The sequence below is a fragment of the Nonomuraea sp. NPDC050790 genome (assembly GCF_044456745.1).
Classification (GTDB): domain Bacteria; phylum Actinomycetota; class Actinomycetes; order Streptosporangiales; family Streptosporangiaceae; genus Nonomuraea.
This window is the reverse complement of the sequence record NZ_JBITGF010000005.1, coordinates 726,142-748,147: the sequence shown is the minus strand read 5'-3', so window position 1 is coordinate 748,147 and position 22,006 is coordinate 726,142. Positions and strand designations below refer to the sequence as shown.

17 protein-coding genes are annotated in these 22,006 nt (G+C 72.9%); 10 read left to right on the top strand and 7 right to left on the bottom strand.

Annotation, left to right across the window (positions count from 1 at the left end; all coding sequences use genetic code 11):
• Window positions 1–17 precede the first annotated feature (17 nt).
• Window positions 18–506, top strand: coding sequence for an expansin C-terminal domain-related protein (locus ACIBEJ_RS28645; protein WP_397185925.1), 489 nt, complete (start codon window positions 18–20; stop codon window positions 504–506).
• Here ACIBEJ_RS28645 and ACIBEJ_RS28640 read toward each other — a convergent pair.
• On the bottom strand, window positions 450–1,439 hold the full coding sequence (locus tag ACIBEJ_RS28640; RefSeq protein ID WP_397185924.1) for a DUF5937 family protein: 990 nt from the start codon (window positions 1,437–1,439) through the stop codon (window positions 450–452). The two genes, ACIBEJ_RS28645 and ACIBEJ_RS28640, sit on opposite strands and share 57 nt — an antisense overlap.
• A 59-nt stretch (window positions 1,440–1,498) precedes the next feature.
• Between ACIBEJ_RS28640 and ACIBEJ_RS28635 the strand changes: the two genes are divergently transcribed.
• On the top strand, window positions 1,499–2,716 hold the full coding sequence (locus tag ACIBEJ_RS28635; protein WP_397185923.1) for an MDR family MFS transporter: 1,218 nt from the start codon (window positions 1,499–1,501) through the stop codon (window positions 2,714–2,716).
• 68 nt (window positions 2,717–2,784) lie between these two features.
• Window positions 2,785–4,554: an NAD+ synthase gene (locus ACIBEJ_RS28630; RefSeq protein ID WP_397185922.1), complete on the top strand. Its 1,770-nt coding sequence runs from the start codon at window positions 2,785–2,787 to the stop codon at window positions 4,552–4,554.
• On the opposite strand, the gene ACIBEJ_RS28625 is transcribed toward ACIBEJ_RS28630, so the two are convergent.
• Window positions 4,551–5,114, bottom strand: a complete 564-nt coding sequence (locus ACIBEJ_RS28625) for a TetR/AcrR family transcriptional regulator (protein WP_397185921.1) — start codon at window positions 5,112–5,114, stop codon at window positions 4,551–4,553. The genes ACIBEJ_RS28630 and ACIBEJ_RS28625 overlap by 4 nt on opposite strands.
• A gap of 64 nt (window positions 5,115–5,178) precedes the next feature.
• Here ACIBEJ_RS28625 and ACIBEJ_RS28620 point away from each other — a divergent pair, with 64 nt between their 5' ends.
• Window positions 5,179–5,577, top strand: a complete 399-nt coding sequence (locus ACIBEJ_RS28620; protein ID WP_397185920.1) for a nuclear transport factor 2 family protein — start codon at window positions 5,179–5,181, stop codon at window positions 5,575–5,577.
• Here the strand turns inward: ACIBEJ_RS28620 and ACIBEJ_RS28615 are convergent.
• Window positions 5,574–7,211 carry a right-handed parallel beta-helix repeat-containing protein gene (locus ACIBEJ_RS28615; protein ID WP_397185919.1) on the bottom strand — a complete coding sequence of 546 codons (1,638 nt, stop codon included), beginning with the start codon at window positions 7,209–7,211 and terminating at the stop codon, window positions 5,574–5,576. The genes ACIBEJ_RS28620 and ACIBEJ_RS28615 overlap by 4 nt on opposite strands.
• Window positions 7,212–7,280: 69 nt before the next feature.
• On the opposite strand from ACIBEJ_RS28615, the gene ACIBEJ_RS28610 reads away from it, so the two are divergent.
• Window positions 7,281–8,093, top strand: coding sequence for a TetR/AcrR family transcriptional regulator C-terminal domain-containing protein (locus ACIBEJ_RS28610; RefSeq protein WP_397185918.1), 813 nt, complete (start codon window positions 7,281–7,283; stop codon window positions 8,091–8,093).
• A 16-nt stretch (window positions 8,094–8,109) separates the two neighbouring features.
• Window positions 8,110–8,595, top strand: a complete 486-nt coding sequence (locus ACIBEJ_RS28605) for a methylated-DNA--[protein]-cysteine S-methyltransferase (protein ID WP_397185917.1) — start codon at window positions 8,110–8,112, stop codon at window positions 8,593–8,595.
• Here the strand turns inward: ACIBEJ_RS28605 and ACIBEJ_RS28600 are convergent.
• On the bottom strand, window positions 8,552–9,763 hold the full coding sequence (locus ACIBEJ_RS28600) for a helix-turn-helix domain-containing protein (protein ID WP_397185916.1): 1,212 nt from the start codon (window positions 9,761–9,763) through the stop codon (window positions 8,552–8,554). The two genes, ACIBEJ_RS28605 and ACIBEJ_RS28600, sit on opposite strands and share 44 nt — an antisense overlap.
• A 197-nt stretch (window positions 9,764–9,960) precedes the next feature.
• Between ACIBEJ_RS28600 and ACIBEJ_RS28595 the strand changes: the two genes are divergently transcribed.
• From ACIBEJ_RS28595 to ACIBEJ_RS28585, 3 genes are all read left to right on the top strand, one after another.
• Entirely contained in the window at window positions 9,961–12,021 is a 2,061-nt protein-coding gene (locus ACIBEJ_RS28595) for a SufS family cysteine desulfurase (RefSeq protein WP_397185915.1), read from the top strand.
• A gap of 262 nt (window positions 12,022–12,283) precedes the next feature.
• On the top strand, window positions 12,284–13,030 hold the full coding sequence (locus ACIBEJ_RS28590) for a class I SAM-dependent methyltransferase (protein WP_397185914.1): 747 nt from the start codon (window positions 12,284–12,286) through the stop codon (window positions 13,028–13,030).
• Window positions 13,031–13,238: 208 nt separating this feature from the next.
• Window positions 13,239–15,464 (top strand): M9 family metallopeptidase, encoded by a 2,226-nt coding sequence (locus ACIBEJ_RS28585; RefSeq protein WP_397185913.1) that lies wholly within the window; start codon window positions 13,239–13,241, stop codon window positions 15,462–15,464.
• On the opposite strand, the gene ACIBEJ_RS28580 is transcribed toward ACIBEJ_RS28585, so the two are convergent.
• Complete coding sequence (locus tag ACIBEJ_RS28580) at window positions 15,461–16,705, bottom strand: serine hydrolase domain-containing protein (protein ID WP_397185912.1); 1,245 nt, start codon at window positions 16,703–16,705, stop codon at window positions 15,461–15,463. The genes ACIBEJ_RS28585 and ACIBEJ_RS28580 overlap by 4 nt on opposite strands.
• Before the next feature lie 242 nt (window positions 16,706–16,947).
• On the opposite strand from ACIBEJ_RS28580, the gene ACIBEJ_RS28575 reads away from it, so the two are divergent.
• Window positions 16,948–17,661: a PaaI family thioesterase gene (locus ACIBEJ_RS28575; RefSeq protein WP_397185911.1), complete on the top strand. Its 714-nt coding sequence runs from the start codon at window positions 16,948–16,950 to the stop codon at window positions 17,659–17,661.
• A gap of 19 nt (window positions 17,662–17,680) precedes the next feature.
• Here ACIBEJ_RS28575 and ACIBEJ_RS28570 read toward each other — a convergent pair whose 3' ends face one another.
• Window positions 17,681–18,550: an alpha/beta fold hydrolase gene (locus ACIBEJ_RS28570; RefSeq protein ID WP_397185910.1), complete on the bottom strand. Its 870-nt coding sequence runs from the start codon at window positions 18,548–18,550 to the stop codon at window positions 17,681–17,683.
• Between the two features lie 9 nt (window positions 18,551–18,559).
• The gene (locus tag ACIBEJ_RS28565) at window positions 18,560–21,991 is read right to left on the bottom strand and encodes a WD40 repeat domain-containing serine/threonine protein kinase (RefSeq protein WP_397185909.1); all 3,432 of its coding nucleotides are present in this window, start codon (window positions 21,989–21,991) and stop codon (window positions 18,560–18,562) included.
• Window positions 21,992–22,006: the final 15 nt, after the last annotated feature.

Sequence of the window (22,006 nt, the reverse complement as noted above, 5' to 3'; positions counted from 1 at the left end):
TTTCCCTATGTATTCATATGGCGCGGCACAGACGGCGTAGGCGCAGGCGGGGGCTCAGCGCGATCTCGGCGCTGTGCGCGGCGGGCGTGGTGTTGTGGACGGTCAACCTGCTGAACGGGCCCGCGTGCGCGGCGCCGCGGGCCGATCCGAGTTCGGAGCGGCCGCTGGGCTTCGTGGTGAAGCCGGGCTCGGACGAGGAGTGGCTGGCCGTACGGGTGCTCGATCACGGCGGGCCGCTGCGCAGCGTCGAGGTCCGCGTGGACGGGCGCTGGCGGGACCTGCGGCGGCGCGCGGACGGCTACTGGGTGGCGCGCGACGGCGCGGGCGACGGCCCGTTCGCGTTCCGGGTGACCGACGTGCGCGCGCACCGCAGGACCGTCGACGATCTCGACCTCGCCCCCGGCGAGGTCCAGCGCACCGGCGTCTTCCTGTACGGCCCCGCCCGCCCCTCACCCACTCCCACGCCGGCTCCCGCCGCTGCCGACAGCCAGCGCGTCGCCTGTTGAGGTGCGCCGGTAGACGACCTGCTTGCCGACCCGCATCCCGACCGCGAGTCCGCCGTCGCTGAGCACGCCGAGGTGCTGGCTGACCGCGCCCGGGGTGAGCGCCATGCGGCGGGCCAGCGCCGAGGTCGTGGCGGGCTCGGCCAGCGCGAGCAGGATCTGCGCCCTGCTCCTGCCGATGAGGGCGGCCAGCGCGCCGGGTGCGGGCGGCGGCCCGTCCTCCCACAGGGTGCCGACGCCCAGGACGGGGTAGATGAGCGCCGACTGGTCGGGCGCGGTCATGACGGCCACCGACGGCCAGTAGAAGGCGCTGGGCACCAGGACCAGGCCGTCGCCGTGCAGGCCGCCGCCCTCGTTGCACCACGGGCGGTCGACGAGCAGCCGCTCGCCGGTCCAGACGACGGCGGGGTCCAGGGAGGCGAACAGCTCGCGGGCACCGCCGGTGGCCAGTTGCCGCGAGCGGCGAAGGACGTCGCGTTCGAGCAGGCCGTAGACGCGCGGCCAGTACTCGGCGAAGCAGGACTCCCAGTACGCGTGGAGCGCCTCGGTCACCCTCCGCAGGCCGGCGGCGGGGTCGGCGCGGAAGCGGGCGTTGACCGCCCTGTCGACGTTCCTGACCTTCTCCGCCTCGGCGGCGGCGGTCTCGGGCGGCGTGCGCCGTACCCGGTCGAGTTCCTGCGCGAAGTCGGGCAGCGGCGTGTCCGGCGGCGGCGTGAGGAAGTCGGCGAGGTAGCCGTCGGCGGGGATCAGCGCGAACACCTCGGCCAGGTCGAGCTCGGCCAGGCGTGGGCGGACGGCTTTGATCCAGGGCAGGTGGACCGACTGGCGGGCGGGGTCCTGGAGCGTGCGCAGGCTGGCCACGAGCTCCCACAGCGGCGAGAAGCCGAAGCGGATCCTGGCCATGTCCTCGCTCTTCAGCGTCCAGGCCACTCCCATAGGTTTTAGTCTGCCCTAAATCGTTGGAGCCCCAAAACCGGATATTTCATGCTCTGGGGGTGAGTAACGCACTTGCTGAGAAGCCGTCCTTTCTGCGGTCACAGGTCGGCGGGCTGCCCAGGCCGTTCTGGGCGCTCTGGAGCGGCACGCTCGTCAACCGCCTCGGCACGATGGTGCTGCCCTTCACCGGCGTCTACCTGACGCAGGCGCGCGGGCTGTCGCTGGCCGCCGCCGGACTCGTGATGGCCGTCTTCGGCGCGGGCTCGCTGATCTCCCAGGTCTTGGCCGGGGTGCTCACCGACCGGATCGGCCGGCGCGCCACGCTGACCGGCGGCATGCTGGCCACCGCCGCCGCCATGATGTGGCTCGGCTACAGCACGTCGATGCCGTCGATCCTGGCCGCCATGTTCGTGCTCGGCGTCGTCATCGACGCCTACCGGCCCGCCTCCAACGCGCTCGTGGCCGACCTGGTCTCGCCCGCGGAGCGGCCCCGGGCCTACGGGCTGCTGTTCTGGGCGATCAACCTCGGCTACGCGGTCGGCATGACGGCCGGCGGCTGGCTGGCCGAGCTGGGGTTCGTCTGGCTGTTCTGGATCAACGCCGCCACCAGCGTGGGCTTCGCCGTCCTGGTGTGGCGGGCGGTGCCGGAGACCGCGCCGCCCCCGGCGGAGGGCCCGGCCGGCGGGGGCGGGTTCGGGACCGTGCTGCGCGACCGCGTCATGCTCGGCTTCACGCTCGTCGTGCTCGGCCAGGCGCTCATGTACTCCCAGACGGTCACCATGCTCCCCGTCGCCATGACGAAGGTCGTCGGGCTCAGCACCGGCGAGTACGGGCTGGCCATGGCGCTCAACGGCGTGCTCATCGTCGTGGTGCAGCCACTGGTGTCCAACTGGCTCGGCCGCCTGGACGCGCCGATCACGCTGGCCGCCGGGCTGGCGGTCATGGGCGCGGGCTTCGCCCTCACCGCGTACGTCACCAACGTGGGCATGCTCGCGCTCACCATCGCCGTGTGGACCGCGGGCGAGATCGTGACCGCGGGCATCGTCGGCACGATCGTCGCCGCCCTCGCCCCGGCGCACCTGCGCGGACGCTACTCCGGGCTGTTCGGCTTCGCCTGGTCGGCCTCGGCCGTGCTCGCGCCCCTGCTCGGCAGCGCGCTGCTCGGCGTGAGCGCGGCGGCCCTGTGGTTCACGCTCGGCGGCGTCGGCGTCCTGTCGGCGGCCGGGATGATCGCGCTCGGCCCCGCCGTCCGGCGCAGGAGCGCGCTGGCGGAGTAGGGGCTCGGGACATCCCGGGACGGCAAGGCTTCCGCAGGTACGAATGCGACGCAGACTAGGCTGGTCGCGTGGCTCAACTGCGCATCGCGCTCGTCCAGACGAACCCGACGGTCGGCGACCTGGCCGCCAACGCCGACAAGCTGCTCGCGTGGACCCGCGAGGCTGCCGGGCGTGGCGCCCACCTCGCGGTCTTCACCGAGATGTTCCTCACCGGCTACCCGGTCGAGGACCTGGTGCTGCGCACCTCCTTCGTGGAGGCCAGCATCCGCACGCTGGAGGAGTCCGCCGTCCGGCTGGCCGAGGAGGGCCTGGGCGAGCTGCCGGTGCTCGTCGGCTACGTCGACCGCGCGGGGCTCGCGCCGCGCGCCGGCCAGCCGAAGGGCGCGCCGCTGGACGCCGCCGCGCTGCTGCACCGCGGGAAGGTCGTCTTCCGTACGGCCAAGCACCACCTGCCCAACTACGGCGTCTTCGACGAGTACCGCTACTTCGTCCGCGGCGACCGGCTGCCGATCTTCCGGCTGCACGGCGTGGACGTGGCCGTCGCGGTCTGCGAGGACCTCTGGCAGGACGGGGGTCCCGTGGCCGTCGTCGGGCAGGCGGGGGCCGGGCTGCTGGTCGCGCCGAACGCCTCGCCGTACGAGAAGGACAAGGACGACGTGCGGCTGGAGCTGTGCGCGCGGCGCGCCCGTGAGGCCGGCTGCCCGCTCGTCTACGTCAACCAGGTCGGCGGGCAGGACGAGCTGGTCTTCGACGGCGACTCGCTGGTCGTCGACGCGAGCGGCGCGCTGGTGGCGCGGGCCACGCAGTTCCAGGAGGACCTGCTCGTGGTGGACCTGGAGCTGGCCGCGTCCGACGCGCCGCCGGCGCGGGTCGCCTACGACGCCGGCGACGGCTCCACAATCACCGTCGACCGGTTCGTGCTGTCGGAGGAGCCCGTCGCGCCCTACGAGCCCGCGCCCGCCCCGCTGGCCGCGCCGCTCGACGCGCCCGCCGAGGTCTACCACGCCCTGGTCCTGGCGGTACGCGACTACGTGGCCAAGAACGGCTTCCAGTCCGTCATCCTGGGCCTGTCGGGCGGCATCGACTCGGCCCTGACCGCCGCCATCGCCTCGGACGCCGTCGGCCCCTCGCGGGTCCACGTCGTGCTCATGCCCTCGCGCTACAGCTCCGAGCACTCCATCGGCGACGCGGAGGAGCTGGTGCGGCGCCAGGGCGTCCACGCGCAGGTGGTCCCCATCGGCGACATCGTGAGCGCCTTCGAGAAGGAGATCGAGCTGTCGGGGCTGGCCGCGGAGAACCTCCAGGCCAGGGTACGCGGCATGATCCTCATGGGGCTGTCCAACGAGCACGGCCACCTGGTGCTGACCACCGGCAACAAGAGCGAGCTGGCCACCGGCTACTCCACCCTCTACGGCGACTCGGCGGGCGGGTTCGCGCCCATCAAGGACGTGCCGAAGACGATGGTGTGGGAGCTTGCCCGCTGGCGCAACGCCCACCGCAGCCCGCTGTTCGCGATGGACGCCGCCGCCCCGATCCCGGAGAACTCCATCACCAAGGAGCCGAGCGCCGAGCTCCGCCCCGACCAGCGCGACACCGACTCGCTGCCGCCGTACGAGGTGCTGGACCGGCTGCTGGACGACTACGTGGAGAAGGACATGGGCTCGGCCGAGCTGATCGCCGCCGGGCACGACCCCGCCCTGGTCACCAGGATCATCCGGCTGGTGGACCTGGCCGAGTACAAGCGCCGCCAGTACCCGCCGGGCCCCAAGATCACCCCGAAGAACTTCGGCCGCGACCGCCGCCTGCCCATCACCAGCCGCTGGCGCGAGGAGGCCTAACCCGCGGCCAGGACGGCCCGGCAGGCCGTCACGATGAGGGTGTCCAGCTCCGGGGGAGGGGTACGCCCCGCCAGGAGATGGCGGCGCACGGCGCCATAGGGCACGTCGGCCAGCACGAACATCAGCCGCTCCCGGTCCGCGCCCGGGTGGCGCCGCAGGTAGGCGTCGAGGGCGGCGGCCAGCCGCCCGTTGACCTCCGCCAGCTCGGCTCCCAGCGGGCCGGGCCACTCGGCGGCCAGATCCTCCCTGCGGTGCAGGAGCAGGGCGGCCGCCGCCGCGGGGTGGGCGCGGCACCAGCGCGGCGTGTGCAGGACGGCCGCCTCGACGTCGTCGGCGGCCATCGCGGCGAGCAGGCCCTCCTGGAAGCTCTCCACGCACCGCAGCCACAGCCGCGCCAGCAGCAGGTCGCGCGAGGCGAAGCGGTGGTAGAGCGACCCGATCGGGGCGCCGGTGCGCGCCGAGACGGCCGCCATCGTGACGGCGGCGGGGCCGTCGGCGCCGAGGATGTCCAGGGCGGCGTCCAGCATCTGCTCCTGGGTGAACTTGGCCGGTCTTCCCACGGTCGCCCTTCGATGATATTAGTGGAAGAGTTCTAGAATCTATCATCTAATTGAAGGATGCGACATGTCCGAGGCCAGCCACGTCGTCCAGGGTTTCTACAGCGCCGCGCAGGCCGCCGACGGGGGCGCGATCCTGGCGTTGCTGCATCCGGACTTCGAGGCGCGCACCGCGCCGGGCATGCCGTGCGGCGCGGGCGGCGCCTTCAGCGGGCCGCTGGAGGTGCTGACCCGGGTGTGGGGCGCGGTGTTCGCCGTCTACGACACCGCGCCCTACGACGAGACCTGGCAGGAGACCGCCGACGGGACGGTCGTGGTCACCGGCCGCTACCGGGGCCGCGCCCGCGCCACGGGCCGCGCGTACGAGGCCGAGTTCGTCCACCTGTGGCGGGTGGCCGACGGCCGGATCTCCTGGCTGCACCAGTACACCGACACGGCCCGCTGGCGCGAGGCGCTGGCCGCCTAGATCCCGGCCTGCGCCACGATGTCGGCCACCACCGGGTCCGAATCCAGCGCGCCCTCACCGAGCACGGTGTTGTCCGACAGCGTCACGCCCTTCGGGGGCTCGCCCGGGTCGGCGTCCCAGAAGTTGCCGACGAACGCCACGTGCTCCAGTGGCGGCGACACCTGCAGCACCACCGGGTTGTCGGCCCTGGTCACCAGGTTGCCCTGCACGGTGACCCAGGCGGCGCCGTAGTCGGTGTAGAGGCCGTAGTTGTACGGCGTCCGCGTGTCCTTGATCACGTTGCCCCTGATCTGGGCGCCGCTGGCGTAGGAGGAGCCCTGGGGGCCGGAGACGTACAGGCCGCCGCCGTCGGCCAGCACCAGCATCGTGTCGTGGATCAGGTTGCCGACGACCTGGGTGCCGCGGCCCGCGTTGACGACGACGCCGTTGTGCGGCGTCTCGGCGACGACGTTGCGCGCCACGACCGCCGACTCGGTCCCGGCGATGAGGATCGCCGGTGAGCCGTGGTAGTCGAGGCCGACGCGGCGCACGCGGTTGCGCTCGATCCGGTGGTCGCGGGCGCCGTCGCGGATGACCACGCCGCCCGCCGCCACCTCGGCGATCTCGCTGTCGCGCAGCACGTTGCCGGCGCCGCCGCCGCGGAACTCCAGCGCGACGCCGCCCAGCCGGGTGAACGCGCAGCCCTCCACGAGCACGTCGGAGCACCCGTCGACGACCACGTTGCCGGGGATCTCGACCGCCGCGCCCGGCACGGTGACCTGGCCGCCGTCGAACCTGACGACCTGCAGGTCGCCTCCGGCGTAGTAGCCGTTGCCGTGGTAGTGGAGGAAGCCCTCCGGCCCGCTCGGCCCGGTCCACGCCGCCTCGGCGAAGGTGATGCCGCGCAGGGCCGCGCCGCGTACGCCCTCGGCCCGCACGAGCGTCTCCAGGACCGGCGCCACCACCTCGTCCAGGGTCTCGCCCGGCAGCGGCAAATAGTGCAGCACGCCCTCGCTCACCGCGAACGTGCCGGGGGTCAGGAAGGCCGGGCTGTTCTCGGCCGAGGTCGGCGCGTCCACGGCGTAGTGCTCGCCGCCGCCCTCCCAGGTGATGATCGAGTGATAGAGCCGCCGCGCCCGTCCGAAGGCGGGCTCGGCCATGGTGACGGTCGTGCCGGAGATCGAGGCCACCGGGATGCGCGCCTCCGACCAGGGGTAGGCGCCGCGGTAGACGAACTCGACCGCGCCCGGCCAGTCCACGGCCTCCTCCAGGACGTAGCCGGTCTCCGTGGCGGTGATCGCGGTCTCGGCGAGCGAGATCGAGGCCCGTTCGGCGCGGCGTCCGCCCACGTAGAGCTGGCGCACGGGTGTGGCGGGCGCCGCCGCCCGCCACACGCCGTCCGCGCCCTCCCGCCAGCCGGTGATCGGCGTGCCGCCGCTGACGACCACCTTCTCCGGTACGGCGGTGCCGTACCCGTGGGCCTGGATCACGATCCCCGAGTCGGCCTCGGTGAGCCGGAGGGTCTCCGTCAGCCGGTGGACGCCGGCCCTGAGGGTGATCACGCCACCCGCGGCGCGGGCGCGCTCCAGGGTGGCGAAGGGGCGCTCGATCGTGCCGGGTCCCGAGTCGTCGCCGGAGGGGTCGACGAAGATCATGTGTAGTCCCTTCGAGGTATGCGGTGTACACATCTGGTATACAGCATATACAGGGAAGGGAGTCAAGAGGTGGCCGATCCAGAACGCAGTACGAGACTGCTGTGGGGCGCCCAGGGGCGCGGCGGACTCAACCTGGAGCGCATCGTGCGCGCCGGGATCGAGCTGGCCGACGCCGAAGGGCTGGCGGCGGTGTCGATGCGGCGGGTGGCCGAGCGGCTCGGCTACACCACGATGTCGCTCTATCGTCACGTTCCCGGCAAGGCCGAGCTCGTGGACCTGATGCGCGACGCCGTGATGGGGGACGAGCCGGACCTCGGGCCGCCGCGCGGGTGGCGGGCGGACACCGAGGCATGGGCGCGCGCCGGACTGGAGTTCTACCGGCGTCACCCGTGGCTGCTGGAGTCGGCGGGGGTGCGGCACGTGCCGGGGCCGAACTCCGTCGCGTCGTACGAGCGGGCGCTGGCGGTCATCGCGCCGACCGGGCTGGCGCCGGCCCAGGTGGCCGCGGTGGTCGAACTGGTCGGCGCCTTCGTGGAGAGCGCGGCCCGCCAGGTGGTCGAGACGGCCAGGATCGAGCGGCGCACCGGTGTCGGCCACGACGAGTGGTGGGGCGCGCGCGACTCGCTCTACGAGCACCTGGACCGCTATCCCACGCTCACGCGCATCTATGAGCAGGGCGGCTACGACGCGCCGCTGGATCCCTTCGAGTTCGGGCTGCAGCGGGTGCTCGACGGGATCGAGGTCCTGATCCGTGATGAATTGCGTGACGAAACTCGATGTCCGGTGTGCGGGAAGGCGATCGAAGCCGGCGCCACCGGCCGGCCCCGCGCATACTGCTCGCGGGCCTGCCAGCAGAAGGCCTATCGTCGCCGCAAAGTGTGACACGCTGTCACATGTCATGATCCGCACGCACACCGTCATCGAGAGCCCCGTCGGGCCGCTCACGCTGGTCGCCCTCGACGGGCTGCTGACCGGCCTCTACATGCGCGAGCAGCGCTACCGGCCGCCCCAGGAGTTCTTCGGCCATCCCGACCCCGAACCCTTCGGCGAGGTGACCGCCCAGCTCGGGGCGTACTTCGCCGGTGAGCTGAAGGAGTTCGACCTGCCGATGAACCTGGTCGGCACGCCGTTCCAGAAGGAGGTCTGGACGGCGCTCACGCGGATCCCCTACGGCGAGACCCTCACCTACGGCGGGCTGGCCGGCCGGCTCGGCCGGCCGCCCTCCGCCGCCCGCGCGGTCGGGCTGGCCAACGGCCACAACCCGGTCGGCGTCATCATCCCCTGCCACCGGCTCGTGGGCGCCGACGGCGGCCTGACCGGCTACGGCGGCGGGCTGCCCGTCAAGCGCTACCTGCTCGACTTGGAGCGGGGGACGCTCTTCTGAGCCGCGTCGACAGTGTGATCTCGCGCAGTTCCCCGCGCGTGGCGGCGCAGTCCACCAGGCGGAGCTGCTCCATGACACGGGCGGCCTGCGGGTTGTAGGCGAGCTCCTCGGGACAGGTGTCCAGCACCCGGCGCAGCATCGCAGTGGCGCTGGCCGCGTCGCGCTCCATCGAGTGGGCCCTGGCCAGCGACAGGAAGTAGCGCGCCTGCCGGTCCCTGGCGCGCAGGCGGGCCGCGTCGATCTCCCCGGACAGGCGGATGGCCTGCCGGTGGCGCCCCAGCCGCACCGCCACGGTCACCGCCTGCGCCTCCACCTCGGCCGCGCCGAACGGGGCGTGCAGGTCGTCGCGGTCCTCGCCCAGCGACTCGCCGATCTTCCTGGCGCGGTGCAGGAACTCCTCGGTGTGCGGGACGTCGTTCTCCTCCGCCGCGGCCTGCGCCGCGGTCAGGTAGCAGCCGCCCGCCACGGCGATCGCGGACGGCTCCGCCGCCTCCACACCGTCGATCGCGGCCAGGCAGAGCTCGCGGGCGTCGCCGTACCTGCGCAGGTGGATGAGGACCTCGGCCTGCTCGCCGCGCGCCACCGCCGACAGCAGGGGATCGCCCGCGCGCCCGGCGGCGGCCACGCCACGGTCGGCGGCCAGCAACGCCAGCGCGTACTGGCCGCAGCCGCGCAAGAACGTGGAGAAGAGCCGGTAGACCTGCGTGAGCCCGGCCGCCGCCGGCTCCTCGTCGAGCGGCGCGCTCTCGGCCATCACCAGCAGTTCGGGCAGGCGCCTGCGCACCTCGGAGTAGCGGCGCGGGGAACGCTGCCAGACGTCCCACGCGGCCGAGACGTGCCGGGCGATCCGGTGCGCGCTCTCCCTCGGCTCGCCCGACAACCGCCTGGGGTAGAGCAGCGCGTGGCCGATCTCGTCGTACTCGCCCTGCCCGCCCATCGACGGCAGCGCCACCTCGCCGCCGACCAGCTCCGACAGGTCGCTGATGCGCAGGACGTCGGCGATGCGCAGGATGGTGGACAGCCGGTCCAGCGGCCGGGCGCCGTTCTCGATGAGGCGCAGCCACTCCTCGCTGCAGCCCACGAGGTTCGCCAGGATCCGCCGCGAGATGCCGCGCGAGCGGCGTACGGCCATGATCCTGGCTCCGTCGACCATGAAGTCGCTGGTCATGATTTCACCGTAGGCCGAGGATCGGGCGGCGCCCTTCGGCTCCCATCGGCCAGGAAAGGCGGCCACTTGCTGCCGGTTCGGCCGGGGCGGATCCGGGTTACCGTGGAAAGGATCGCCTGCCGTACAACAGCAGTTGGATCTAGCCCGATCTCCCACGCCCAGACTGCCCCTACACCTTTCGGCAGAAGGAGATCACGATGGGGCTACTGGACGTCGAAACGATTCGGAAGTCGTTCCCCTTCTTCGACCCGGCCGCTGACGGCTCCCGCCCACCGGTCTACCTGGACAGCGCGGCGACCACGCAGAAACCGGCGGCGGTGCTGGACCAGCTCAACGCCTACTACACACGATCCAACGCCAACGTCCACCGCGGCGTCTACCGCCTCGCGGTCGAGGCCACCGAGCTGTACGAGGGCGCGCGCTCCAAGGTCGCCGCCTTCGTCGGCGCGCGGCGCAGCGAGGAGATCGTGTTCACCAAGAACGCGACGGAAGCCGTCAACCTGCTGTCCAACTCGCTCATGTGGGCCACCGACGAGCACCGCATCGGCCCCGGCGACGAGATCGTCGTCACCGAGATGGAACACCACTCCAACCTCATCCCGTGGCGGCTGCTCGCCGAGCGGGCCGGCGCGAAGATCAGCTACCTGGGCATCACCAACGACGGCCGGCTCGACCTGTCCGCCCTCGAGGAGCGGGTCACCGAGCGCACCAAGCTCGTCGCCGTCGTCCACGCCTCCAACATCCTCGGCACCGTCAACCCGATCGCGCCCATCGCCGCCCGCGCCGCCGAGGTGGGCGCGCTGCTCGTGGTCGACGCCGCCCAGTCGGTGCCGCACATGAGCGTCGACGTGAACGCGCTCGGGGCCGACTTCGTGACGTTCTCCGGGCACAAGATGTGCGGGCCCACCGGCATCGGCGTCCTGTGGGGCAAGTACGACCTGCTCGCCGAGCTGCCGCCCTTCCTCGGCGGCGGCGAGATGATCGAGACCGTCACCCTGGACGCCATGGCCTACGCGCCGCCGCCGCTGCGCTTCGAGGCCGGCACGCCGCCGGTCGCCCAGGCCGTCGGGCTCGGCGCCGCCTGCGACTTCCTCGACTCCATCGGCATGGACGCCATCGCCGCCCACGACCAGGCCCTCATCGAGTACGCGCTCGACCGGCTCGCCCAGGTGCCCGGCATCCGCTTCATCGGCCCAGAGAACACCGCCGACCGGCTGCCGCTCATGTCCTTCGTCCTGGACGGCGTGCCGCTCCAGCAGGTCAGGACCGCCCTCGACCAGGCCGGCATCGCCGTACGCTCCGGGCACCACTGCGCCCAGCTCGCCTGCAGCCGGTTCGGCATCCCCGCCGCCGTGCGCGCCTCGTTCTACCTCTACAACACCCCCGCCGAGGTCGACCACCTGGCCGACACGCTGGAGCGCACCCGCTCCACCACCACCGTCTACGCCACCCCGCCCGAGCTGACCGACACGCGGCCGGTCCGCCCGTACAAGGAGATCCTCATGCCGGGGATCTTCGAGCCGTGGGGCCACGCGCTCGTCGGCGCGCTCGCTCCCGCGCCCGGCTCGCGGGCCCTCGACGTCGGCACCGGCCCCGGTACGGTCGCCCGTCTCCTGGCCGCCGCCGTCGGCTCCACCGGAGCCGTGGTCGGCACCGACATCAGCCCCGCCATGCTCGCCCTCGCCAAGGAGGAGCCGCCTGCCGAGGGGAGCGCGGCCATCCAGTACGTCGAGTGCGGGGCCGCGCCGCTGCACGTCTCCGACGAGGCGTTCGACCTGGTCACCATGCAGCAGGTGCTCCAGTACGTCCCCGACCGCCGGGCCGCCGTCGCCGAACTCCGCCGTGCGGTGCGGCCGGGGGCGCGGATCGCGATCGCCACCTGGCTTCCGCTCGACCGCAACCCGCTCTTCCAGGCCCTGCACGCGGCGCTGGCCTCCGTACTGGGGGAGGAGGCGGCGGCGCTGTTCGAGGAGCCGTGGTCGCTGCCGGGTGAGGAGGTGGCGGATCTGGTGGCGTTCGCCGGGTTCGGGCAGGTACGGCTGGACCAGTGGACCGTGCCCGTGACCGTCGCGGGTGGGGCCGAGGCGCTGTCGTGCCTGTTCTCGTTCTCGGCGGTGGGGGCTGAGGTGGCGGGGCTGGGGGGTGAACGGCGTGCCGCCCTGCTGGACACGGTCCGCGCCAACCTCGCCGACCGCACCGACGAGGACGGGGTGCACGCGCTGACGGCGTCGAGCGTGGTGACGGCCACGGCGGTGTAGCGGGCCTTGGTGCTGACGGCCACGGCCGTCTGGCGGCCTTCGCGCTGACGGCCACAGCGGTGTAGCGGGCCTTTGTGGTGACGGCCACGGCCGTCTGGCGGCCTTCGCGCTGACGGCCACGGCCGTCCACCGCGGGCCTTGCGGACGGCCGCCCAACACGGGCCTTGGTGGTGATGGCCAAGGCCGTGCAGCGCGGACCTCAGCGGCCGGAGGGGAGCGCCGCCGTGGCGCCTCCTCGGCCGTGGCCTGGGAGGATCGGGTCGTGGAATATGACGAACTGATCGCACAGGGCCTGACCACGCCGTTCGAGGGGTGGGACTTCGGGGTGTTCCAGGGGCGGATGACCGAGAAGGCGCTGCCCTGGGATTACGGGGAGCTGGTGAGGGAGCGCCTGCCGTACACGGGATCGCTGCTGGACCTCGGGACGGGCGGGGGCGAGTTCCTGGCCGCGCTCGGGCCGCTGCCCGCTCGGACGGCGGCCACCGAGGGATACGCGCCGAACGTCCCGGTGGCCAGGAAGCGGCTGGAGCCGCTGGGCGTGGAGGTAGTGGAGGTGGGCGACGATGATCGGCTGCCGCTGACCGACGCGTCGTTCGAGCTGATCGTCAGCCGGCACGAGTCCTACGATCCGGCCGAGCTGCGGCGCGTGCTCAAGCCCGGAGGGACGTTCATCACGCAACAGGTCGGCGGGCAGGACCTGGCCGACGTCAACCGCGTCCTGGGCGCGCCCGCACACGAGTACACCGAGTGGAACCTCGCCGCGGCGGTGGAGGAACTGACCGAGGCCGGGTTCGAGATCTCGTGGCAGACCGAGACGTTGGTGGAGTCCACGTTCCTTGACGTGGGGGCGCTGGTCCTGTTCCTGCGCATCACGCCGTGGCACGTTCCCGACTTCGACGTCATCCGGTACGGCGACCGCCTCCGCGCCCTGCACGACCAGATGCGCACCGGCCACCCCCTGACCACCACCGCCCACCGCTTCGCCCTAACCGCCCAAATTCCCACCTAACTTGGCGGGGGACCGGGGTGGCTGGGAGGTGGTCGGGGGCGGGTACTGGGGTGGGTGGGACGGGCGGTGGGGTGGGGTGGGGTTGGGCGGCTTGGGAGGGGGCCGGGGAGCGGGGCGGATTTTTCCGTGGGATTGGGCCTTGATTCAGTTGCGCGCCATGTGAAATTTTACATATCACATTACCCACCCCCCATCCCAGGAGTATGCGATGCGAGTCGCAGGATCCTTACTCGTGGCGGCCGGGCTGGTGCTCGGCGGCCTCGCCGTACCAGCGAGCGCTCAGACGGCCACCCCCCAGGCCGTCACCCAGCGCACGGACCCCCGCCCCGCCCCCCAACCCGCCACTCAGGCCACCGAAGCCCGGCACCAGCAGGACGAACCTCTCAAGGCCGACGCCCGCCCACCCCTCCCCGCCACCGACGACCACCTCAAGCAGGACTACGACGAACCCGCCCCCCAGCAGAACCGCACGCTGGCCGCCTGTGACGTCGAGGGCCGTACCGGAGCTGCCCTCGTCGCCGCCGTCAAGGCCGCCGACCTGAACTGTCTCAACGGGCTGTTCTCGCTCACCGGCTCCCGGGCCCGCGCGGCCTTCCAGGAGTCGCAGATGGCGACCATCGCCCACGCCCTGCGCGACAACTCCGCCGCCTACCCCGGCGACAACAGCACCAAGACGCTCCAACTGGTCCTGTACCTGCGCGCCGGCTACTACGTGCAGTGGTACTACCCGCAGGACGTCGGCCAGTACGGGACGACGCTCAGGACCGCGATCCGCGCCGGGCTCGACGCCTTCCACGGCAGCCCCCGCTCCGGCACCGTCAGCGACGCCAACGGCGAGGTGCTGGGCGAGGCGGTCATCCTGATCGACAGTGCCCAGGAGAACGCCCGCTACCTGTCCGTCGTACGCCGCCTGCTGACCGCCTACAACAGTTCCTACGACGCCTCGTGGTACATGGTGAACGCGGTCAACAGCGTCTACACCGTCCTGTTCCGCGGCCACCAGCTCCCCGAGTTCGTCACCGCCGTCCAGAACGACCCCGCCACCCTGACCACGCTGCGCGACTTCGCCGTCAACCACCTGGACCTGCTGAGCACCGACCGCGCCTACCTGACCGGCAACGCCGGAAGGGAACTGGCCCGCTTCGTGCAGCACGCCCAGCTCAGGGCGACGGTCCGCCCGATGCTGCGCGACCTGCTGCAGCGCTCGCGGATCACCGGCCCGACCGCCAAGCTCTGGGTGGGCGTGGCCGAGATGGCCGACTTCTACGACCGCGCCAACTGCGCCTACTACGACACCTGCGACCTGCAGAACCGCCTGACCGCCGCGGCCCTGCCCGTGCGCCACACCTGCGGCCCCACGCTGCGGATCCGCGCCCAGCAGATGACCTCGGCCGAGCTGAGCAGCACGTGCGCCAGCCTCAGCGGCCAGGACGCCTACTTCCACAACCTCGCCGCCGACCGCGGCCCGGTCGCCGGCGACAACAACACGACGCTGGAGGTCAACGCGTTCGACTCCAGCGACGACTACCAGACCTACGCCGGCGCCATTTTCGGCATCGACACCAACAACGGCGGCATGTACCTGGAGGGCGACCCGTCGGCCGCGGGCAACCTGCCCAGGTTCATCGCCTACGAGGCCGAGTGGCTGCGCCCGGCGTTCCACATCTGGAACCTCAACCACGAGTACACGCACTACCTCGACGGCCGCTTCAACATGCACGGCGACTTCGAGGCGGGCGTGAGCACGCCGACGATCTGGTGGATCGAGGGCTTCGCCGAGTTCGTCTCCTACGGCTACCGCCGCCTGGCCTACGACGCGGCGATCGCGGAGGCGGCCAAGCACACGTACTCGCTGAGCACGGTCTTCGACACCACCTACGACCACGACACCCAGCGCGTCTACCGGTGGGGCTACCTCGCGGTGCGCTACATGTTCGAAAAGCGCCGCGCGGACGTCAACACCGTCCTCGGTCACTACCGCACGGGCAACTGGAACGCCGCCCGCGCCCACCTGAGGTCCCTGAACTACAACGCCGACTTCGACACCTGGCTGACCGCCTGCGCGGCCGGCGCCTGCGGCGGCGACACCGGTGAGCCGCCGGCGCCGGAGTGCGCGGGCTCCGACACCCGGGCGCTCGGCCAGAACTGCCGCCGCAGCGGCCTGTCGGCCACCCAGGGCAACTACGCCTACCTGTACATCCTCGTCCCGGCCGGTACGGCGAAGCTGACCATCAAGAGCGAGGGCGGCACCGGTGACGCAGACCTCTACTACAGCTCATCGTCGTGGGCCACGACCGGTTCCTACACCCAGCGGGCGACCGGCGCCGGCAACGCGCACACGCTCACCGTCACCAACCCGCCCGCGGGCTACCACTACGTCAGCCTGTACGGCACCGCCGCCTTCACCGGAGCGGCGGTGACGACGAGCTTCTAGAAGTAGCGCGAGGTGAGGTCCCCGGTGGGCCACGAGCTCACCGGGACCTTGTTCATCTGCTCGGAGAACCCGTCGAAGTCGGGCGAGCCCTGCTCCTCGCGGCGGTTGAAGCAGGCGGCGTAGCTGAAGCCGTTCTGCAGCCTGCACAGGTAGGTGTAGGTGCCGGGCATCGACCCGTTGTGCCAGGTGTTGACGTGCCCGGTCACCTGGCGGACCCAGATGCCGCCGCCGTACCAGGAGCCGTACTCGTTGACGCCGGTCTCCGGCTTGGCGATGAGCCTGGCGATCGACGCCGAGCTGAGCACCTTGCCGGGCCGGTCCATGGCCAGCGTCCAGCGCACGAGGTCGACGGCGGAGGCCAGCCAGCCGCCGTTGGCGTCCTGGTTGGGCATGTTGAACCCGCCGTAGGGGTAGGGCAGGACCTTGCCGGAGCCGTCCACGACGCTCTTGTTGGTGTACTTCGACTCGTAGATCGCCTCGCCGGGGAACGCCTCGGCGCGCAGGCTGCGTCCGAGCCGCATCCGGGTGATGCCGAGCGGCGCGAGAAGCTTGGAGCGCACGTACGACTCGTAGGACTGGCCGGAGACCTTGGCGACGATCCGGCCCAGGAGCATGTAGCCGTAGTTGTTGTAGACCATCTTGGTGCCGGGGTCGTGGTCGAGGCGGCGCTGCGAGCCGTACTTCATGATCTCGGCGTGCCCGATCGGGAGCGGCACGTCGAGCGCGGCGGCGATGGTGTGGTCGAGCCAGAGCAGGTCCTTGGAGACGTCGCGGTCCCAGCCGCCCAGGTGGTGGATGAGCCGCAGCACGGTGACCTGGGCCAGGCGCGGGTCGGTGGCGGTGGACAGGCCCAGCAGCGGCGCGACCTTGGCGCTCAGGCTGAGCCTGCCGTCCTGGACCAGCCGCATGATGGCGGCGGCGGTGATGTTCTTGCTGAGGCTGGCCACGCGCATCAGCGACGTCGGGGTGATCGCGGGCACCGCGCGGGAGCCGTCGTTGTAGCGGTAGGCCCGCGCCAGGACGATCCTGCCGTTCTTCATGATCGCCAACTGGGACTGCGAGATGTTGCGGTCCTTGACGAACTTCTTCATCAGGTTGTCGAACCCGGTGAGCTGCGTCGGCACCGCGCCGTTCGCCTCGACGACGGGGACGGGCGCGGCCTGCGCGGGTCGGGTGGCGAGCGCGGCGGCGGGCAGCAGTCCCGCGCCGGTCTTGAGCAGGTTCCGGCGGCTGACGGTCATCGGGTGGGATCTCCTAGGGGTACGACGGGTCAGCCGTGACCCGGCCGCGGCCGGTAGTGTCACGGGTGACCCCCGAGTCACATCCGTCTCAATGAGGACCGTATATTACGGACCTTTCCGGATGTTCCGCACGCCTGGGGTGCAGGGTCGGCGTAACGGCCCAGGCAAGGCCCCCTAAAATAGGCCTGTTTGAAATGAACTTTCTGGCGTGGGCGTTATATCGCGACGAAGGAGGATGACGCATGACGACGGCTGCTCTGCAGACTGTGCTGACCGTTCCCGAGCGCTTCCAGGGTCCCCAGGGGATCGTCAACGGAGGCTGGCTGGCCGGTACGGTCGCCGAAGCTCTGGGAGGGCGAGGCAACGCCGTCGAGGTCACCCTCCACGCCCCCACACCCGTCGAGACCGAGCTGCGCCTGGAGCACGTGGCCAACACCGCCTCGCTCTTCCACGGCGACAAGCTGCTGGTCGAGGCCATCCCCGTGCACGAGGACCTGAAGGCCCCCGAGTACGTGCGCTTCGCCGACGCCGCCCGCGCCGAGGCCGCCTTCACCGGCTGGCAGGGCCACGCCTTCCCCGAGTGCTTCGTCTGCGGCCTGCGCGCCCCCGGCGACGGCCTGCGGATCTTCCCCGGCCGGGTCGAGGGCGCCGATCTCGTGGCGGCCGGGTGGCGGGTGCCGTACAACCTCGCCGGCCCGGACGGCGTGCCCGACGCCGTCGTCGGCGCCGCGCTCGACTGCGTCACCGGCTGGGCGCACTTCGCGCCCGGCGAGTCGGCCCTGCTCGGCCGCCTGGCCGTGCAGATCCACCGCCGCGTCTACCCCGACGGCACCTACTCGGTCGTCGGCCGCGCCACCGGCCGCGAGGGCCGCAAGCTGTTCGGCGAGAGCGCCATCTACGACGGCGACGGCACCCTGGTCGCCGCCGCGCGCGCCACCTGGATCGCTCCACGCTGACCCCTCACGGGGTACGGCCTCATGGGGTACGGCCCGGCCGTACCCCTGACAGGTGGTCTGCCACCAGCGCCGCGCACCTCGGGTCGAACATGATCGTGTAGTGGTTGCAGCCCGGCACCAGCTCGTCGCGCAGTCCCGGCACCCGCCCGGTCCAGTGCGCGGCCAGCGCGTCGGGCAGCATCCCGACCTCCTGGTCGAGCAGCCCGCGCGGCGCCCGCAGCAACGTCACCGGCGCCTCGATCGCGCCCAGCGCCGTCCCGATCTCCGCGCTCCTGAGCCGCATCCACCGGCCGTCCTCGCGCACCGCCGTACCGGCGACGCGCGAGCGCAGCGCCCCGTCCGGCCCGGTCAGGTCGTAGCGCACGTACTCCTCGGCCGCCGGAGTCCAGCGGCCGGCGAAGGCCGGATGGGCCTGGAAGAAGGCCACGTACTCCTCCGGCGCGGCGAACGTCATGTCCAGCCGGGCGATCGCCGGGCCGAGCGTGGCCTCGATCTCGGCGTCCACGTCCGCCCCCGGCGGCAGGGGCGGGAACGGCAGCCCGCCGTCCACCAGCACCACCCGCTCGAACGCGCGCCGCGCCCCGGCCAGCACCGCCACGTACGCGCCCATCGAGTGCCCGGTCAGCACCGCACCGGGATCGGCGCCCACGTGCTCGGCTACCCGCAGCACGTCCTCGGCGTGCCGCGCCAGCCCGTAGGGGCCGGGCAGGTCGGCGCTGTGGCCGCGCCCGCGCAGGTCCATGGCCACCAGCGACCACTCGGGCGGCAGATGGGCGGCCACCGCGTTCCACGCCATCAGCGAGGCGGTGATCCCGTGCACCGCGACGATCAGCCTCGGCCCGGTGCCGAAGACCGCGAACCGCATGCCGTCCAGGTCGTCGTACCTCATGCCGCGATCCTAGGAGCAGATCTTCGTGTAGGGGAGCTCGGGACTGACGTTGGCCCGCCACTCCGCCTCGCTCAGCGAGCGGCCGGCCCGCGCGCAGACGGCGGCGGCGACGCCGGCGGGCGCCACCGGATGCCTGTTCAGGCGGCCGTCGCGGCCCAGTGCCAGCAAGGTGGCGCCGTCGGCGCTGAAGGCCAGCGAGAGCACCTCGCGCACCTGCGGGTCCATGGAACCGCCGGTGTCACGCAGCGTCGCGAGCGTGGTGCCGCTGACCGGCTCGTACAGGCGGATCCTGCCGTCGGCGGCGTTCCAGGCGGCGACCACGTCCTCGCGCGGCGAGCGCGCGCTGATCTCGCCGACCCCGCCCGCGACCGCGCCGGTACGCCGGAAGGCGGTCAGGTCCCAGCCGGTCATGCGCTCGCGGGTGTCGATGACGAAGAGGGTGCCGCCCGCGCGGTCGAAGTGCAGGCCGGCGACCGCGCCGTCCGTGCCGCTGCCGCCGAACGCCGGGCCCGCCGGCCGGCCGGTGGCGGCGTCGACCACGCTCACCTGCCGCCCGCCCACGGCCAGCCGCCGGCCGTCGGGGGAGAAGACGGTGAGCTGCCCATCGTCGTGGCTGGACTGCCACAGCATCCGGCGTGCCCGCCAGTCCCAGACCTGGACCCGGTGCTCCCGCTGGCCGGTCAGCGACAGCGCGAGCAGGGCGCCGTCCGGGCTGACGGAGACCCGCGCGGGCCCGAGCCTCTGGTCCGGGGTGAACGTGTGGACGGCGCCGTCCTCCACCACCGTCACCAGGCGCCGGTCCTCGTCGGTGCTGACCATGAGGCGGCCGTCCGGGCTGAAGTGGGCCGTCTCCAGCTCCAGCGCCGGGCCCTCCGGCCTGCCGTCGGCGACCCGCCGGATCCGCACGCCGTCGTCGAGCCCGCCGGTGGCCATCCGCACGCCGCCGGGCGCGAGCTGGCCCACCTCCAGCGGGCCGGCCCGCCCGCCGCGCAGGTCGGCGACGTCGAGCGAGAAGACCTGGTCGGCCCGCAGGTAGCGGAAGGTGGTGCCGTCGAAGCCGCCCGCCGGCCGCGTCGCGTCCTCCGCCTGGCCCCTGACCGGCACCGAGGCGAGCAACTGGGTGTCCGACATCCGCCAGAACTGGATCGAGTCCTCCGCCATGGTGGCCACCAGCCGGCCGTCGCCGGCGAAGACGGGCGCGCCCTTGTTCCAGACGCCCTGCGTGCCGGCGCCGTCGAGGTCGCCGAGCTCCTCCACGCGCCCGCGCCCGGTCAGGCGCACCCGCTCCGGGTCGGGGGAGCCGACCTCCTCGGCCAGCCAGCGCCCGTCCTGGCTGAAGACCATGCCGTCGCGCACCCGGGAGGGCCCGCTCGCGCCCGTGCGCAGGTCCCACCGGACGCCCAGGTCCGGCCCGACGACCACGGGCGCGTCCTCCGCCGGGAAGACTACCCCGACCCACTCGTCGACCAGGTCGAACGGCTTGGCGAACTCCAGTGTCCCGAGCGGCCGGCCGGAGTCCGCCGCCCAGGCGAGGGCGCGCCGGGCCGTCGCGACCACGAGCGTGCGTCCGGACGGCGACAACGCCACCGCGCCCACCGGCTCGTCCCCGAGCCCCAGCGCGCGCACCCCGCCCGCGCGCCGGCCCGTCCGCAGGTCCCACAGGCGGGCCTCGCCGTCGCCGACGCTCACCAGCAGGCGGCCGTTCGCGCTGATGGCCCGCATCGTGTCCGGGCCGGTAGCCGGGTCGCGGAACATGCCGCTCTCGCGCTGGTTGGCGGAGACCGTCAGCTCCGCCCGGGTGCGCGGCGTCCGGTCGAGCCTCCACGCCGCCACGCTGAACAGCGCTGCCAGCACGGGATCGGTGCCCCGCGTCGAGGCGGCCAGCGTCGCCAGCCGGTCGGCCTCCGACCTGCGCAACTGCCCGGCGATCTGCTCGGCCCGCCGGTCGGCCAGCCGTCCCTGGTAGACGGCCAGCCCGCCGGCCACCAGCGCGATGACCAGCAGCCCCGCCAGGCTCAGCGCGGCCAGCCGCGAGCGTCTGGCCCGCTCGCGCGACAGCCGCGCCGCCGCCTGGAGGAAGTCGCGCTCGGCCGTGGACAGCGTGATGTTCCTGCGCGCGGTGGCCGCCCATCGCAACGCGCCCTCCAGGCTGCTGCCCTGGAACAGGTCGCCGTCCCTGCGCCCCGCCGCCTCCCACCGGCTCGCCGCGGCCTGGATCTCCCGGTGTACGGCCAGGCCGTCGCGGTTTGCCTCGATCCAGCGCCGGTACCTGGGCCAGGCGTGGGGGAGCGCCGGCCGGGCCAGCGACACCTCCCCCTCCGAGGTGGTCAGGAGGTAGCCGAAGACCTCCAGCAGGCGTCGCGCCGCCGCGGCCTCGGGCGGGGGGCGGCCGTCGAGGATCTCGGCCAGGGCGGCCTGCCGTACCGTGAGCTCGCCGCGCGCGCCGACCGTGACCAGCCGCAGGAACACCTCCGGGGCCAGCTCCCGGCCCGCCGGGTCGAGCAGGGCGTAGGTCTCCTCGGCCAGCGCGCCCAGGGCCGGGTCGTGCGCCTCGGAGCCGATCCTCGCCGCCGCGCGCCCGCCCGCCGCCAGCAGCCGCCCGATGTCGCCATCGCCATCGCCGCTGTCGTCGCCGCCGACGCGGCTCAGCCGGGCGGCGTCGAGCCGGGTGTCGCCGCTGACGAGCGCGAGCAGCAGCTCACGGGCGCTCGGACGGTCGGCGGGGTCCTTGGCCAGCGCCGCCTCGGCCAGTGGGCGCAGCGAGCCGGGCAGCACGCTCAGGTCGGGCGTGGACGACAGCACGCGGTGCATGGTCGCGCCCAGGTTGCCGGCCTCGTACGGGTCGGATCCGGTGGCGGCGAAGACCAGGACGCCCGCCCACGCGAACACGTCGGCCGCCGCCCCCGCCCGCTGCCCCGTGAACACCTCGGGCGCCATGTACGCGGGCGTCCCGGTCACCAGCCCCGTCGTCGTGAGCGACATCTCGGCGGTCCTGGCGATGCCGAAGTCGATCAGCCGGGGCCCGTCGGGCCCGAGCAGCACGTTGTCCGGCTTGAGGTCGCGGTGCACCACCCCCGCGTCGTGGATCGCGGTCAGCGCCGTGGCGACCGCCGTGGCCAGCCGGACCAGCTCGCCGCCCGCGAAGCGCCGCCCCGCCGCCCGCAGGCTCGGCCCCTCGACGTACTCGCTCACGATGTACGGCCGCGGCCCCTCCAGATCGGCCTCGACCACCTCGGCGATGCAGAACGAGGCCACCCGCCGGGCCGCCCGCACCTCCCTGGCCAGCTGGGCGGTCTGGTCGCCGTGCAGCACCTTGACCGCGACCCGGCGGCCGTCCTCGCCGTACCCCTCGTAGACGACGCCCTGCCCGCCCGCGCCCAGCCGCCCCGCCAGCCAGTACGCGCCGAGCCGCCGAGGGTCTCCGTCGATCAACTTCCCCATGGCGTCTTGGATGCG